Consider the following 14,822-nt stretch of genomic DNA (forward strand, 5'->3'; position numbering starts at 1 on the left):
AATATTCTTATGATAAGTTGAGCGGATAGATAGATTCTATAGGACCGACACATCTTTTACATAGTTGTAGAAGGATAGGCAAAAAGGAGCTAGCCCTATTATTCAGGCTGCTCCAGAATTTGTTGTTTATTAAGTTCATATAGCAGCTATAACAGCTTAGCGATAAAATCCTTTGAGGGCGAGGCAATGACCACTGCACTGATGATGCCGCCATTATCCTTTAGGTTGTTCTCACAAGCCTTCACCGCTGATTGAACTGCGGAAACTTCTCCGGTGATAATGGTAAACCCTTTACCCCCTAAGCCTCTGGCGATCCTTATTTCCAACAGTTCTACATTAGAGGTTTTTACAGCCATATCCCCAACTAAAATTGAGGTCACCGCAGACATGGTTTCTATAATTCCTAAGGATGCAATCTTCTCCGGATTAGAAGTGGCTGTAATAGCAGGAAATACCTTCTCGTTCACATTTGGGATCAGGTAGTCGTCCACTGTGAAAATATCTCCTACAGTTTTTCCTACTTCAACTGCATTTTTTACTGCCCCTACATTTCCTGTAATAATTACTACATACTTTCCCGGACATATGGGGGTAGCGAGAAGCAGTTCTGCATCGGCGGCTTTGAGCATCTCATCGGCAGCTTCCATACCCTTTGCAATGCTTTTGAATTCTAATAGTCCTATTGCTTTCTTCATTGTTATCACCACTTTCTATTCGGTGCTGGTTAATTATTTCGCTGTTAGAAAAGAAGTACGATAAAGGTGCTGATAAATATAGCCATAGCCGGCGGATCTATGTGGGTATCCCCATAGGTATTGAAGATATTGCCTGTCAACTCACAGAGAATAGCCGAAACTACTGCAAATACGGCACCTAAGATTATGCTTCCTGTCTGCATTGCAGCAACGCCGGCAATGAGAGTAATGTGATGGGTAACAGGAAAATCCTTTAATCCGATCAATACTAAAATCAGTGAAGCTGCACTAAATCCAAATCCAAGCACAGGATTTTGAATGTCCAACACTACCTTTGAAAACACCAGACCTAATCCGAAAGCCATCAAAATGTTGAAGGCAAGATTCTTTGCATCCAGATAGACCTTTTTGGCTGGTTCTGCAGCAGCTGCAATTTCATCAGATGCACCAGATACAGGACTGAGCTTTCCAAATACCCCTAAAGAGCCAAAAGCCAATCTGGCAATCAATCCCGATGTAAATACGGAGAGGGCCACAGTATCTGTAGGTATTGCCAGGATAGTACCATATAAATAATTCAACAAAAGACCGATTACTCCAAATATACCGCCTACCATTAGTACGCTTAAGTCTTTTGTACTGTTGAGTGGTGTTACGATATCCTTGCCATTATCAAGATTTTTTCTCTTGAGTCCTGCAAATGCTGCTGCTGCAACACCGCCGCCGAAAGCAACGTGCGGGCCAAACATTGGGCCAAAGGCTACCAGACCGGTAATGTCAACAGTACCGCCACTGGCTGCAACTGCAATACCGGCTAACACTAGAAAACCTGTAAAAATGAAGGATTGCAATGCTCCAATCGTAGCACCGAATAAGCCCCCACCAAATGCTGCTAAAATCAATTCTAAGCTCATATTTATCCTCCTTATATTTTTTATTTAACCCCGACGGATCACTATTTTATCTGTGTTGAGGGTTTCAACCACGCCATCTATCGTTGCATGAATCTTGGCACCCAGCTTACCCTCCGGCAGATCAGCAATCAGTTGTCCTTTTCTCACTGAATCTCCTTTTTGAACCGTTGGTGTTGCCGGTGCTCCGATATGCTGTTTCAGCAGAATGCTTACCCTATTTGCTTCCACAGGAGCAGTCTCCTCCAGAGGTGCATCCACATCATATTGGTTTAGTCCCAGCTTTGAAACCAGCTTTTTTACCGGAAACTTCTTGTATTCTCTAAAAGGATGGGTCTTTTGCGGTCTTTTATTATTTGGGTTTCTAATACCTGCCTTCCCTAATTCTCCCTTCAAAAACCTATGAAGCTTCCATGGCTGAAGGTCCATCACACAGGCATACTCGCACAAAGCACACTCACAGCATAGAAAGGCTTCCGCTGCCTTTGTTTCAGTACTGCAGGTACTGTTATAGCTCGCCAGTCGCATGAGTCTGTCAGGATTCAAAGTATGACCTAACAGATTTCGAGGACAGACTTCTGTACATAGGGAACAGTGCATACATGAGGTTCTGGCATTCCGAAGCATACTTTGGATATCCCTAGATTTAGATTTTAATAGAGAATGCTCTTCCGGCAGTAGGATCAAGCCTTTTGTGGTTTTGGTAATTGGCCCATGAAGATCATTGATTACCTTTCCCATCATGGGGCCGCCATCGATGACTTGATAGCTTTCTACTGTCGGTCCCCCTGCAAGGGCAATGGCTTCTAAGATGCTGATTCCGATAGGCGCCTTGATGGTCTTTGGATTCTTTACTGCCCCTGTTATGGTCAAGTATTTTTCTGTGACAGGCTTTCCTGCCAAAGCTTCGTACAGATTCAACAGGGTTTCTACATTGATTACAATTACACCTACATCTAGTGGAATGCCGCCCTCCGGTACGATTCGGTTAAAAACCTCATAGACGGTAACCTGCTCATCTCCCGCCGGATAAAAATTATCCAGGGGAAGTATTGCAAGCTTCTCATAGGCTCCTATTTGGACATTCAGCTGCTTTATCGCATCCTTATATTTGCCTTTTAGCGCAATAACACCTTTTTGGGCAGAAGTGCTCAGGACAAGCAGGTTAAGTGCTTCCAGCACTTCCTTAGTCTTCACTGCCAACAGCTGCTGGTCCACTCTCAGCAAGGGTTCACATTCCGCTCCATTTACAAGTATATAATCAACCTTTGCATTGATTTTTACATGTGTTGGAAAACCCGCTCCGCCAGCACCGACAACACCTGCTTCTCTAGCTATGCTTACAAGATCTTTGTCCATTTTATCACCTCAAATCTATCTGATAGAGAATCCGTCCACTAGTACACATCTTCTTGACCGTGTAAATGACTTTGCAGTAGTCAATCCTTCTCCTGTGGGTCCAGCGATGGTAAAAGTGGAATACCCCTCTCCACCAACCCCAATTCCTGCATAGGATGGACCATTTTTTACGAATATGGTTGTTTGTATTTCTTTAGCCATTTTGCTTAGATTGTCAATATTCTTTGAATGTATAATCGCCGTATGCCGATAGCCATGCTCTACTTCAACGGCCAGTTCAATGGCTTCGTCGATATCCTTAACCCTTACAATCGGAAGAATAGGCATCATGAGTTCTTCCTGAACAAAGGGATGATCTTTGTTGGTTTCTAATATGATGGCTCTAACTTCAGGATCACAGTCTACTCCAATCATTTTTAATATGAAGTCTGCATTTTTTCCTACCAGATCTCTGTTGAGGTGACCTTTTTCATTGAAAACTATTTTTTCAAGCTTTTGAATTAAGCTTTCATCGGTTATGAGATATGCATTGTGCTTTTTCATGTTAAAGATAAGATAATCAGCCACTGTATCTACGACAATAACTTCCTTTTCTGCAACACAGGGTAGATTATTGTCAAAGCTGCACCCGTCAATGATGTCTTTTGCTGCCTTTTCAATATCGGCTGTCTCATCTACCACAGCAGGCGGATTTCCGGCACCGGCACCAATGGCTTTCTTTCCACTGGATAGTACTGTTTTTACAACATCGGGACCACCCGTAGCCACCAGCATTTTTATTTTCTTATGCTGCATCATGATGTTGGCACTTTCAATGGTTGGTTCCTTAATGGCTGTAATAAGGTTTGCAGGTCCTCCCGCCTCAATAATGGCTTGGTTCAGCACCTCAATCGCTTTACGGGAAGTATTTTTTGCTCTTGGATGAGGCGCGAATACTACTGCATTGCCCGCTGCAATCATTCCGATGGCATTGCAAATTACCGTTTCCGTAGGATTGGTTGTGGGCGTGATGGCCCCTATAACCCCATAAGGGGATAATTCAAACAGGGTCAAGCCATGATCTCCGGAAACCGCATCGGGTTTTAAATCCTCTATACCCGGTGTTTTGTCAATAGCCACAGTATTTTTCATCACCTTATGCTCATATCTTCCCATGCCTGTTTCTTCTACGGCCATTTTAGAAAACAGTTCTATGTTTTTACGTGCAGCCGCTCGCATGGCAGCAATGAACTTCCCTCTGCATTCTAAACTATATTTTACAAGTTCTTTTTGTGCAGCCCAGGCTGCTTCTATGGCTTCTTCCATATGATCGAATATCCCATAAGCTGGAGCGGATGCTTCGTCCTTTAGCGCCATTTCTGTCATTATCTTTTTTACAATCATTTCTATCTGGTTTGCTTCAATCATGTCTAATCTCTCCTTTCCAGTTCAAATACCTTGAGGACATGGGATGCAATAATCATATCCTCATCAACCGTTCCTCCGCTGACGCCAATCCCACCAAGGATACTTTGATTTGCTTTCAGTGGGTAACCCCCTCCAAAGGTAACAATCCTATTATCATTTGTCCATTGGAGCCCGTATAGTACAGCTCCCGGCTGCACCAAGGGACCTACTTCATGGGTAGGGATTCTGACAGCTGCAGCGGTATATGCCTTGTTGATAGCAATATCAATACTCACCAGCAAAGAGTTATCCATTCTATGGAGCAGGATTAAGTTTCCACTGGCATCTACTACTGAAAATACAATAGGTATGCCAATTTCTTCTGCCTTTTTTTCTGCAGCACCTGCCATTTTCTTTGCAAGCTCAAGGTTTAAATAACTCTTACTCTGTCCTTGATTCAATTTAATCAACACCCTATTCTTTACTTCCTGAATGAAAGCACACCGTTCTTCTTCTCTTGCCAGCATAAACAATGTATCAGATAGTCGATTCATGTATTTTAAAATCTCCTGGCGAACAGGTTCGCTGCGATTTAAGCTTACGGTTTGTCTTTCAGCTCTTCGGATAATCGTTCTTGCTACATGCAGGAGGGAAGATGCCGTGGTCTTGCCAGGTATCAGGAATTCCTTCAATGGTCCGTTGATTTCTGTATATCGGTCTATGATTTCTTCCAAGTACCGGATATCTTCTGGGCTGACCCTATCCTTAAGGCTGCTTCTTCCTTTGGGATCTGAAGCTAGTTCTGCTCCTAGCACAAAAAGTCTTTTTTGAATTCCCCTCAGGATTTCTTTTATCTCATCGCAGCCGGTCATTGAATAAGCTGCACCTATCATTGCATTGGCTTCATCAATGGTGCCATAGCAGGATACCTTAATGTCATCCTTTGGGATTCTGCTGCCGCCTAATAATCCTGTCTCACCGGCATCACCGGCTTTTGTATATATACTGCTCATTCGATCACTTCCTCTACCCGTTAACTTCCATACTATCTACAATCCCTATAATCGCTGCATCTACAGGTGATTTTTCTTTTCCGGAAACAACTCTGGCAGAGCTGCCCTTAGAAACAATTACGATTTCCCCTACCCCTGCACCTACAGAGTCGATGGCTACCTCTTCATTTCCTATGGATTCATATTTGCCATTGATAGGCTGTACAATTAATATCTTCGAACCTATCAAGGCTTCATCTTTTCGTGTAGCAATAACATTGCCCACGATCTTGGCCAAATACATATAAACACCTCTTTTAGTCGATTATTGAAGGACGATCTTTACGCTTAAGTCTTTCGCAGCATCCTTTGCATAGGCTGTAACGATTGCATTTTTCGATATAAGCAGGGTTTTACTGCCGCTGGAAGCGTTCACCACATCCGCCCGGGAAATCACTTTCTTATTGGATGCATCATGGGGAATGCCTTCACTGACATGTGTTTCCTTTTTTCCGCCGGTGCTTCCGTTTCCCAGAACCTTGTCATATAGACTGGAGGCTTCTGTTAACTGTATACCATAGGATTTCAGCATTTCCATATATGCTGCTAACTTTTCCAGGTACAGGGTATTGACTTTTTTCTTGCTATAGCCGTATTTTTCAAGGCAAGCAGGATCACAGCCATTTACTGCTGCTACCATCGGTGTCCCCCGAAGGAGTCCCTGGGACAGCATCCTAGTAATGGGCGTATCTGCAATCCCTAAGGCAACTTTTACAGCAGTATTTTGTGTGAGGGTAGGCAGTATGATCACATCAACATAACTGCAGCATGTATCCCAACCGCTAATCTCATCCTCAAAGATAATATCATCCAGGTTTAATGCTTTCCTCACAGACTCCGCCTTTAAGGTTCTCTGAGCACCGCGGGAAAACAGCACCTTGATCTGCCACCCCTCATCCTTCAGCCTTGCAATCTCACGGAGTCCTTCTTCAAAACCTGCTGTGGCACCTGTAAAGACGACTAGGGCAGCTTTGGGGAGACTTTGCAATCTTCTTACGACTTCCTCGACGATCATGCTGATCCATAAATTAGCGTCCAAATCCATCACCTCATCGTGTACTGTGCATTGCAATTCCTAAAGGTGTAACCAAAAGGGGTTTATGGGGCTTGATGGTTTCTATCCCTATTTCTTTTGCAAACACACTTTCAAACTCATCAAAACAGCAGGCGCCGCCAACTACATAGATCTTATCTACTGAGTAACCTGCAATATGGTTTTTTACGATTGTAGCCATTTTTTCCACAACCGGTTTGATAATCGTAAATACATTCCGATGATCCTCCGTCCTCTTCTTTAACCTTTCTGCTTCTTCGAAGGTGGTCTTGTAAAAGCCGGCCAGCACTAAACTCATATGAGTACCACCGGTAGGCTCATCAGCAGTATAAATGACTTTTCCCTCCTTTAGAATACTCACTCCCGTTGTTCCTCCCCCTACATCTACCACAGCACCCTCTTGTATTCCTAAGAAGATAGCAGCAGCGGTGGGCTCATCTACCACATGGGTTACGTTCATATCTGCAGATTCTACTACATTTATTATCCCCTTTACATTGCCGCCCAAAGTTCCTGGCGGTATGGCAGTGGCTGCCTCTGTTAATCTTACTTCAAGAATTTGTTCCACCTGTTCTTTCAAATCTTTCACGATTCTAACGGCACCTACATAATCTACCACTAATCCATCTTTTACAACAGAGGCGCCATAGGTGGCACCCGCAACAGGATTGCCCTCCTGATCTACTACAGATAGTACAATATTAGCTGTACCAAGATCTACGCCTACCTTTAACTCCCCTGAATAAGGGTTAAAGGTTTTTTCCTCAATTAATCTAGAAAACTCTGCAATTTTTGCATTTGCCGCGGTCAGATCCATATCTGTTACTCCCTGTTTTTTATGATTTTTACGGTATCACCATTTTTTAAGCCGCTAGCATTTGCTTCATCGGTATCTACATGCATTTCTAAAACAAACTGGTCGGATACTCTCACTAAAACATTACTAAAGATCGTTTTGCGTATTCCTTCACAGACTACATCCACAAAGTCCTTATCCTTTATGCCCTGTCGCTGCGCAAATTCGGGGGGCATGTGTATATGCCTTAAGGCAGCAATTGCACCGTAGCCTTTCTTAACGCTTCCTTTTGGCCCTTCGATGATGATGCCGGCGGTTCCCTGCAGCTTTCCGGACTCACGAATTTCAAGATTGATTCCTAGCTTGAAGCCATCAGTCAATGCCAGCTCCAGCTGAGTTTCATTTCTAACCGGTCCTAGGATTCTAACTTTGTCAAATTCTCCTTTAGGTCCGATGATTTTCACAGTCTCTTTTGCAGAATACTGTCCCGGCTGCTTCAAGTCGTTCAACTTTGTTAACGCATATCCCGGACCATAAAGGATATCCAAATCTTCCCTACTGATATGAATGTGTCGATTAGACACACCTACTGGTATATCATCATTGCATGCTTCCAGTCTTTTGCAGATTTCTTCTACAATTTGCTTGATAAGAGCCGGATCTATAGGATTCATTTCAAAGCTCCCTTCCAAGTGATCTTCATCATTGATCTATATCTGAACCACTATTCTGATTTGATCTTTGGCAGTATCTTTTCAGTATCTGAGTGTGGCCTTGGTATGACATGAACAGATACCAAATCTCCAACCTTTTCTGCTGCAGCTGCTCCGGCATCTGTAGCTGCCTTCACCGCACCTACATCGCCTCTTACCATAACCGTAATAAGACCTGACCCTATTTTTTCATAGCCCAGCAGTGCAACATTAGCTGATTTGGTCATGGCATCGGCAGCTTCAATAGCTCCCACTAAGCCCTTTGTTTCAATCATTCCTAATGCTTCTCCCATGATTTAACCTCCTACTTTTTCTTTCCGCTGTTGTAATGTAAACAAATACTTCTGATATCTCCTTTTCTTCGGATGCATTCCGGATCATGACATAGGTTACAGGTTGCTTTGCGAGAAGATGTGGTTAGTGATTCTTTTTCTCCAGCAGCCTCCAGAGCCTCCGCCGCTGCCGGAATTAACACTTCTTCCCTGTCCTCAATCTCATCCTCTATTAATGCATCCTCTTGAATAACTGCATCTATTCCTTCATTTGGACTTTTTTTTTCCTCTTCTGGACTGTCCTGTTCTTCTTCCGCCATTTCTTCTTCAACAACATCTGCCGCAGATTCCGCTTTTACTTCTTTTTTTACTTTTTCTTTTTCTAACCCAACCGTTTCTTTGCTGTATATTAAAGCCTCAATCTCGCTGTGTGGTCTTGGAATGATTTGCTTACTGTATACTTTGCTGACCTTGCTGGCAGCAATCACGCCTGCCTCTACTGCAGCTTTTACTGCCCCTACATCGCCTGCAAGCTTTACGGTAGCCATTCCGTCTCCCTTCGTTAATTCATAACCCAGCAGAACTACATTGGCGGATTTTACAGCTGTATCCGCTGCTTCAATAGCTGCTGCCAATCCAACGGTTTCAATAAGTCCTAAAGCAAGTCTTGACAAGCACTACACCTCCTTAGAAAATCATTTTCTCTTTTATATGGATTTAAAGGGGATTCCCTTTACCAGTCTTGCCCCGTTGGCCCCTATACTTCTCAATCTTTCTTCCCCATCCCCAAGCTTAACCTGCAGTAATGGATGACCCTTCTGAAGTTTGTTATAATGTAAAATAACCCATCCATCCTTGCCAATTCCGATTCCTACTCCAAGGTTCGATTCCTCTGCCGCCATGTAGCCTAATTCTAAAGAGCTTTCTCCTCTTTTTCCCTCGATCACATAAGGAATTCCCTCTTCCTCGATCCCCCAGATCACATGAGTAAAACTTGCTGTATCGATTGAATCCTGGTGAAAATAAACTGGGATATGAGGCTTTGTCATTTTTGTATTAGTTGCCATGATAGATCCCTTCTTCCATCGCCAGTATCAATCCTGATGCAACAGCATTTCTAGGACCTTCTGTCCCTCTAATATTTGCTCTTCCCGCAACAACGCCAAACTGCGAAAGGGCATCGGTAACCAACTGAGGAACCTCAAAATCTAATGCAGATCCTCCTACTAATACAACAAATTCAATGTCTCGTATATTCCCTGTTGGACACACTCTTTTAAGAGCTCTTAAGGCATTGGTAACAAATACCTTTTCCTTAGCCGATCTTCTAACTACCCTGATTTTCTCCAGAAAATTATGTCCTGGAATCGGGATCATGCCGCCTTCTTTTAAGATTACTATCTTCGCAAACACCTGAGGATCTAAGGGTTCTTGAAAGAACTGTACTGTTCCATCCTCATGGCGTATGTGGAATAGACTTTCTACCTTTGCCAAAGGATACTTTTTGATATCCTCTGCCAGAGATAGGTCCTCTAACCCAAGTTCTGAATTAATCAGCATGGTTACCATGTTTCCTGCGCCGGCTAGATGGATTGAACAGATTTCTTTATTTTTATTGATAATCGAGGCATCTGTTGATCCAGCACCCATATCTAAGATGGCTAAAGGTGTGCTACTTCCAGGGGTGGTTAAAGCCCCTCGTATGGCCATATCCGCTTCTACACCGCCAACTTCAACCTTAACAGATAATTCTTTTTCTAATTCATCGGCAATCATTTGCATTTGCAGCCGGTCTGCCTTTACCATGGCTGCAATTCCTACTGCATTTTCCAGAGAAAACTCCTGTGCCAAACCACCTTTTACCATCTGTGGTACAAAGGTATCTACGGCTAAAAGGTCTTGAATCTTAATGGTATGGGGGTGCTGTCCTGTCAGATTGGCCATAACTTGTCGAACCTTTTCCAACATTCCGCCAGCATTGGTTCCAGGCTCTCCTTTAATATCCTCAATGGGAGCCACTGCCTGCAGCACTTCCATCATTCTCACGGCACCCTCATCTACATCTACCTGACTGCTGCGTTTTTCCCCGATAAAATGGATTTTACCCGCAGGAATCCGACGCTCTTGTACATCCCCCTTAGGGGTTTTAATCACTACAGCAGATCGATTCCCAATTAAAGCTCTTGCAATGGGAACAATCTGCTTTGTTTCTTCTGCGCTTAAACCAAAAACAGTAGCAATTCCGTAGGGATTGGATAATACTTCTACAACACCGCCAGGAGATGCTACCTCTATTGCTGCTTTCATCCCTAAAGGAATCTTCTCAAGAAGCCCAACTTCATCTACGATGGGAATAGGATTGAGCAGTCTGTTGTTAATCAAAACCCCATCATCTCTTTGGGCAATTGCTCCTGTGATTTTTAATCCCGCACCCATCAATTGATTGATCACAGCTGCTGCACTTCCGAAATCTACTTCTTTTGGGATTAATATGATGATCGGTTCTTCCTTGTTTATATTTTGTGTATTTTGAATGTTTACCGTAGTTCCGATGCCTAGCCCTAAACCCCCTGGGGTAGAGGGGTTGTGACCAATCATGGTAGATTCGGTGATAATCGTTTCCGTTATCGTCTCCATGGCCACATCCCCAATCACAGGAGCTGCCTCATTAATCCGGATGAGGTGAATATCCCCTAATGACAAGTTTGCCTTATCTAGAGCTTGTTTTAGGGAGGCAAAGACACCGTGAATGTTTTTTCTGGTTCCTTTTATTCCGGTTGTCTCGACAATACCGCTGGATAAAAAGATGACTTCCTTTCTATCTGTGATCTTTGCCAATGCAACCTCTGTGGTTGCATTTCCAATGTCTACGCCTGCAATAATTTTCATTTTATTACCTCCTGGTTGTTAGCCAGTGTAAATTAGTCTTGTCTTAATCTGTTTCTTTGCTCGTAAACCTCTGCTGCCTCTCGAACAAAAGCTGCATTTACAGCTGCACCATATTTGTTTCCAAGCTCATCAGCGATCTCCAATAGTTCTTGTTTTGTTGAACGGTATGGTCTTAACGCATTATATATTTGAAGAATTCTTTCATCTGGAACTGCAATCAACTCAGCTGCTCTTCTAAGATTTCTTGCAAATGCATCTCTACCTACAGACTCTGCAACTTGCGCTTGAAGCTCTAAGGTTTCAGGTGAAATTCTAACGTCAGCAGCATTAACACTGCCTTCAATAACTTTATCTAAAGTAATCTCTTTAAGCGTCTTTCCTGTAGGTGTCTTTAAAAGCTCTGGTCTTTTTTCGCCTAAGGGATAGTCTGCTTTTGAAACAGCACCTGCACAGCTGCTTTTACCTTCACTGTCTTTACCTGCAGCGCCTAGAGAAGCCATTACTTCCTTTACCATTTGTTCGATTAATTGCTGTTGATTCATAGTCTTCACCTCCACTATTTAAACTGAACATCTAATTCAATAGGCTTAGCACCCAATTGAACGTGTTCTGTTTCCTTGATGTGTAATAGAGCTGCCTTTGCTTGGTATCTTGGACGTGCCATCTGATCGTTCCGAACAGGCACTGGCTTTGGGCTTTCACCTTTCGCATACTTGGCCGCATTTTTACCGATGGCTCTATAAGTTTCTTCATCAATCAATGGAGCCTGTGAAAATAACTCCAAGTTTCCAAGTGGGAACAGGTCCTTCTGGTGAATAACAGTTGTTCCCTTAGATTGAACTCCAATTCCGATGCCTGATCCGCTTAACTTTGCAGCATCATGGGAAACAAATGCTACGTCAGAAGTTCTTGTGATTCTCACAACTCTTGCTTTCAAGCCTTCTTCTTCAATACCTGCGATGATTTCTCTTAATACTTTGTAGTGAGGAATATCAATGATTGTTTTTGTTTGATGTAATCCAAAAGCCGGAGCAAGACCAATCACTACCTCATCACTTTTTGTCCCTTTTAGTGCCTCACCCTTAGCTGTTAATGTCAATCCTTCAACATTTGCAGGAACACTAACACTGGCTGGAGCAGCTGTATCAAAATTAAAGTCCTTAAGAACCTCTTCTATCACACTGCGAATTAATTGTTCATTTAAATTCATTACCTTGCACCCCTTCCTTTATCAATCTTAAAAGTCTTCCGGATTTACGGCGTTTGGAATGTTTCTGATTTCTTCCCATCTTGCGTCACTGATTACGTAACCGGTTTGTGGTCCACGATAATCGTTAGGATCATTTACAGAGCTGATTACGTTGAAATCCTTATCTAAGATTGCAGAAGTATGCAGATAATCTCCAGCTACCCTTTGCTTTAATAGAGAAAGTACGCTGCTGGCCACATCCTCAAAGCCTCTCTTATAAAGGGCTTTTACGATATCTAAACCGGTTACCCCTCTTGTCATCATTTCTTCTGCTGCCTTAAGATCTTCTACTACATTTCTATCCGGCATATCTTTGCTGCCATGAGCGTAAGTAGCAGCTTCAACTTCTTCATCTGTAATCGTAGGAAGTCCTAATTCTTCAAATAAAGCCTGAAGTGCTTTAGCAGCCTTATTTCTAACTTTTACGACTACATCTTCTGTTACCGGTCTTAAGCCTGCATCGATCTTTAAGTCTCTTTGAATAACGTTCCAATCATCATAATCGTCTGCATCCCAGTTTGAACCGGCAAACATGTTGTCATAGTTTGGTGTCGCACTATATCCAGAGCAGATAAAGTCAGTTCCAGGTACCATTTGCATTAAGGATCTTGCTACTCTCCTTAAGTCGGAGTGTGTGAAGGTTTGGTCGTTACTGGAAGCACACTCTAGGTCGAGCATCATAGCGATCAGGTTTTCTGCTAAGATCGCTCTGATACCGCCTGGCACCCCTGCAGGAACACCCACGCAGCTTACAGAACCATTTTGTGTACCTTGTGATCCGGCACCCTTTGTTACATAAAGGCAGCGAGCTTCTAGGTAAAGCATGGATTTGCCTTCCGCATAACCCATTTGTACCTCTGAGCCTGTACCGGATGTAAATCTCATTTTTAATCCTCTAGATGCATAGGCAGAAGCTAGGAAGGATTTTGACCAAGGTGTATCATCTCCATCGATGAATACTTGCTCTGTGCCATATACGGATACGGTTTCAGCATAAGCTGTAAGACCTCTCATACCAAGAATTAATTCTGTAGCCTCTTCAACTGCACATTGTGTAAGGATACCAGGTCTTCCAACCTGTGCACCTACCATAAGGGCCATTGCATTAAATGGTGCAATTCTTGCTACCCCTACTGTTGTTTCCTGCTCATCAAATCCTCTCACTGCAGCTTCTGCAGCATCCGCAGCGATTTGGATAGGGTTGTCCTTTACGTTTGTAACGTGGCACTGGTTGGATGGAACTCTTCTGGTTCTCATCTTGCTGGCTGCCATCATCATCTCCAATACGTTTAGGTGCCCTACTACCTCTACAATTTTTGCAGGTGTCATGGCTGTAGTATATTTAACGATTTCCCCTCTAGGAACATTGATATCTACCAGCTTTCTCGCAAACTCTAAAGAGTCAATAGCCATTGCTTCCTCTGCTTTGGATAGGTTGATAGCATGATCTGCGATAAAGCTATCCAGCATGTCAAAGTTTTCTCTCTTTTTACCGTCCAATTCTACAACTTTTCCGTTTACGATTTTAATGCTTGGCTTTGGGTCCTGTGGACTGTTCATGGCGATCAAACCCACTTCAGACCATTCTTTTACGAAACCGTCTTTATTTACAGGACGCTCTGCTAATACTTGAAAGCGTTTTGATTTCATCCTTTTTCCCTCCCTTATTTACTGCCGGATTTTATATATATGGAACAGTTACTGGCTTTGGCTCGTCTGCCAGTGTACCTAGCAGCTTAACCCCTACTTCTCTTGCCGCAATGATCGCTTGTCTTACTGCACCGGAGTCACCGCTGATGAATAGAATTACCTCGTTGGAGAAGCTTGTGCCGCCTGCTGGTGATGCATAGCCGATGACGTCTACATTTGCTGCTTTTACAGCAGTATCGGCTATCATAACCCCGATGGCTGCCGGAGCCCCTACGATTAATCCGAAGGCTTTTCCTAATGGTGCATTGAAGGCCTTGTTGCATGCATAGCTTGCTCTTGCTGTGTACTGGAACTCCAAGTGACCTGCATCGTTGGCATATACATCACCGAAGGTTCTGTCTAATTCTTTTAATGCTACTTCTACTGCTCTTCTTGCATCGGATACGTCTTCTGCTCCAAATAGGATTAAGCAGCCATGGCCTGCGCCGCCCTTTGTATCTCTTGCCAATTCAATTTTGATGATCTCTGTGTTTGTAGCTTTTACTGCCTCATCAGCAGCCATGATATGAGGACCTGCTCCTGTACGAGCACCAATAATTCCGATAGAACGATATTTCTTATCTAAACCCATGGCTTCATGTACTTGATTATCCACGTTTGCAATTACCAATCCAATTGTATCGCCAATAGCTGTACCTACAAATTCAGTTAATGAACAAGTTTTCATTTCACACTTCACCTCTTTTTTCTCTTCTACTTTAGCACTATCTACCTTTTTCATTACTTCTTCCATGAT

17 protein-coding genes are annotated in these 14,822 nt (G+C 43.1%); all 17 read right to left on the bottom strand.

Going from position 1 to position 14,822, the window contains the following annotated elements:
• Positions 1 to 146 precede the first annotated feature (146 nt).
• The gene (locus BUB56_RS13375; RefSeq protein WP_110941816.1) at positions 147 to 695 is read right to left on the bottom strand and encodes a BMC domain-containing protein; all 549 of its coding nucleotides are present in this window, start codon (positions 693 to 695) and stop codon (positions 147 to 149) included.
• A gap of 44 nt (positions 696 to 739) precedes the next feature.
• Positions 740 to 1,609: a hypothetical protein gene (locus tag BUB56_RS13380; RefSeq protein ID WP_110941817.1), complete on the bottom strand. Its 870-nt coding sequence runs from the start codon at positions 1,607 to 1,609 to the stop codon at positions 740 to 742.
• A 24-nt stretch (positions 1,610 to 1,633) separates the two neighbouring features.
• Positions 1,634 to 2,965 carry an SLBB domain-containing protein gene (locus BUB56_RS13385; protein ID WP_110941818.1) on the bottom strand — a complete coding sequence of 444 codons (1,332 nt, stop codon included), beginning with the start codon at positions 2,963 to 2,965 and terminating at the stop codon, positions 1,634 to 1,636.
• A 15-nt stretch (positions 2,966 to 2,980) separates the two neighbouring features.
• On the bottom strand, positions 2,981 to 4,372 hold the full coding sequence (locus tag BUB56_RS13390; RefSeq protein WP_190014512.1) for an aldehyde dehydrogenase family protein: 1,392 nt from the start codon (positions 4,370 to 4,372) through the stop codon (positions 2,981 to 2,983).
• A gap of 2 nt (positions 4,373 to 4,374) precedes the next feature.
• Positions 4,375 to 5,364 carry a cob(I)yrinic acid a,c-diamide adenosyltransferase gene (locus BUB56_RS13395; RefSeq protein ID WP_110941819.1) on the bottom strand — a complete coding sequence of 330 codons (990 nt, stop codon included), beginning with the start codon at positions 5,362 to 5,364 and terminating at the stop codon, positions 4,375 to 4,377.
• A 13-nt stretch (positions 5,365 to 5,377) separates the two neighbouring features.
• Positions 5,378 to 5,647, bottom strand: a complete 270-nt coding sequence (locus tag BUB56_RS13400) for a EutN/CcmL family microcompartment protein (protein WP_110941820.1) — start codon at positions 5,645 to 5,647, stop codon at positions 5,378 to 5,380.
• Between the two features lie 21 nt (positions 5,648 to 5,668).
• A complete protein-coding gene (locus tag BUB56_RS13405) occupies positions 5,669 to 6,442 on the bottom strand; it encodes a flavoprotein (RefSeq protein WP_190014514.1) in 774 nt (257 codons plus the stop codon).
• 10 nt (positions 6,443 to 6,452) lie between these two features.
• The gene (eutJ, locus tag BUB56_RS13410) at positions 6,453 to 7,274 is read right to left on the bottom strand and encodes an ethanolamine utilization protein EutJ (RefSeq protein WP_110941822.1); all 822 of its coding nucleotides are present in this window, start codon (positions 7,272 to 7,274) and stop codon (positions 6,453 to 6,455) included.
• 5 nt (positions 7,275 to 7,279) lie between these two features.
• Complete coding sequence (gene pduL / locus BUB56_RS13415; protein WP_110941823.1) at positions 7,280 to 7,927, bottom strand: phosphate propanoyltransferase; 648 nt, start codon at positions 7,925 to 7,927, stop codon at positions 7,280 to 7,282.
• Positions 7,928 to 7,977: 50 nt separating this feature from the next.
• On the bottom strand, positions 7,978 to 8,259 hold the full coding sequence (pduA, locus tag BUB56_RS13420) for a propanediol utilization microcompartment protein PduA (RefSeq protein WP_110941824.1): 282 nt from the start codon (positions 8,257 to 8,259) through the stop codon (positions 7,978 to 7,980).
• 11 nt (positions 8,260 to 8,270) lie between these two features.
• Positions 8,271 to 8,912, bottom strand: a complete 642-nt coding sequence (locus BUB56_RS20135) for a BMC domain-containing protein (RefSeq protein ID WP_110941825.1) — start codon at positions 8,910 to 8,912, stop codon at positions 8,271 to 8,273.
• Between the two features lie 33 nt (positions 8,913 to 8,945).
• Complete coding sequence (locus BUB56_RS13430) at positions 8,946 to 9,305, bottom strand: glycerol dehydratase reactivase beta/small subunit family protein (protein ID WP_110941826.1); 360 nt, start codon at positions 9,303 to 9,305, stop codon at positions 8,946 to 8,948.
• The gene (locus tag BUB56_RS13435; RefSeq protein ID WP_110941827.1) at positions 9,295 to 11,127 is read right to left on the bottom strand and encodes a diol dehydratase reactivase subunit alpha; all 1,833 of its coding nucleotides are present in this window, start codon (positions 11,125 to 11,127) and stop codon (positions 9,295 to 9,297) included. The genes BUB56_RS13430 and BUB56_RS13435 overlap by 11 nt, the downstream gene beginning before the upstream one ends.
• A gap of 32 nt (positions 11,128 to 11,159) precedes the next feature.
• Positions 11,160 to 11,669 carry a diol dehydratase small subunit gene (locus BUB56_RS13440; protein ID WP_110941828.1) on the bottom strand — a complete coding sequence of 170 codons (510 nt, stop codon included), beginning with the start codon at positions 11,667 to 11,669 and terminating at the stop codon, positions 11,160 to 11,162.
• Positions 11,670 to 11,683: 14 nt separating this feature from the next.
• Positions 11,684 to 12,337 (bottom strand): propanediol/glycerol family dehydratase medium subunit, encoded by a 654-nt coding sequence (locus tag BUB56_RS13445; protein ID WP_110941829.1) that lies wholly within the window; start codon positions 12,335 to 12,337, stop codon positions 11,684 to 11,686.
• 27 nt (positions 12,338 to 12,364) lie between these two features.
• A complete protein-coding gene (locus BUB56_RS13450) occupies positions 12,365 to 14,026 on the bottom strand; it encodes a propanediol/glycerol family dehydratase large subunit (protein WP_110941830.1) in 1,662 nt (553 codons plus the stop codon).
• A 31-nt stretch (positions 14,027 to 14,057) separates the two neighbouring features.
• Positions 14,058 to 14,822, bottom strand: a 765-nt coding sequence (pduB, locus tag BUB56_RS13455; RefSeq protein ID WP_110940824.1) for a propanediol utilization microcompartment protein PduB, incomplete at its 5' end; no start/stop codon positions are given.

The organism is Geosporobacter subterraneus DSM 17957 (genome assembly GCF_900142145.1).
GTDB classification, from domain to species: Bacteria; Bacillota; Clostridia; order Peptostreptococcales; family Thermotaleaceae; genus Geosporobacter; species Geosporobacter subterraneus.

Bases quoted from the DNA above. Each gene is read 5' to 3' on its own strand.
- BUB56_RS13375 (WP_110941816.1), bottom strand. From the start codon at position 695: ATGAAGAAAGCAATAGGACTATTAGAATTCAAAAGCATTGCAAAGGGT.
- BUB56_RS13380 (WP_110941817.1), bottom strand. From the start codon at position 1,609: ATGAGCTTAGAATTGATTTTAGCAGCATTTGGTGGGGGCTTATTCGGT.
- BUB56_RS13385 (WP_110941818.1), bottom strand. From the start codon at position 2,965: ATGGACAAAGATCTTGTAAGCATAGCTAGAGAAGCAGGTGTTGTCGGT.
- BUB56_RS13390 (WP_190014512.1), bottom strand. From the start codon at position 4,372: ATGATTGAAGCAAACCAGATAGAAATGATTGTAAAAAAGATAATGACA.
- BUB56_RS13395 (WP_110941819.1), bottom strand. From the start codon at position 5,364: ATGAGCAGTATATATACAAAAGCCGGTGATGCCGGTGAGACAGGATTA.
- BUB56_RS13400 (WP_110941820.1), bottom strand. From the start codon at position 5,647: ATGTATTTGGCCAAGATCGTGGGCAATGTTATTGCTACACGAAAAGAT.
- eutJ (WP_110941822.1), bottom strand. From the start codon at position 7,274: ATGGATCTGACCGCGGCAAATGCAAAAATTGCAGAGTTTTCTAGATTA.
- pduL (WP_110941823.1), bottom strand. From the start codon at position 7,927: ATGAATCCTATAGATCCGGCTCTTATCAAGCAAATTGTAGAAGAAATC.
- pduA (WP_110941824.1), bottom strand. From the start codon at position 8,259: ATGGGAGAAGCATTAGGAATGATTGAAACAAAGGGCTTAGTGGGAGCT.
- BUB56_RS13430 (WP_110941826.1), bottom strand. From the start codon at position 9,305: ATGGCAACTAATACAAAAATGACAAAGCCTCATATCCCAGTTTATTTT.
- BUB56_RS13435 (WP_110941827.1), bottom strand. From the start codon at position 11,127: ATGAAAATTATTGCAGGCGTAGACATTGGAAATGCAACCACAGAGGTT.
- BUB56_RS13440 (WP_110941828.1), bottom strand. From the start codon at position 11,669: ATGAATCAACAGCAATTAATCGAACAAATGGTAAAGGAAGTAATGGCT.
- BUB56_RS13445 (WP_110941829.1), bottom strand. From the start codon at position 12,337: ATGAATTTAAATGAACAATTAATTCGCAGTGTGATAGAAGAGGTTCTT.
- BUB56_RS13450 (WP_110941830.1), bottom strand. From the start codon at position 14,026: ATGAAATCAAAACGCTTTCAAGTATTAGCAGAGCGTCCTGTAAATAAA.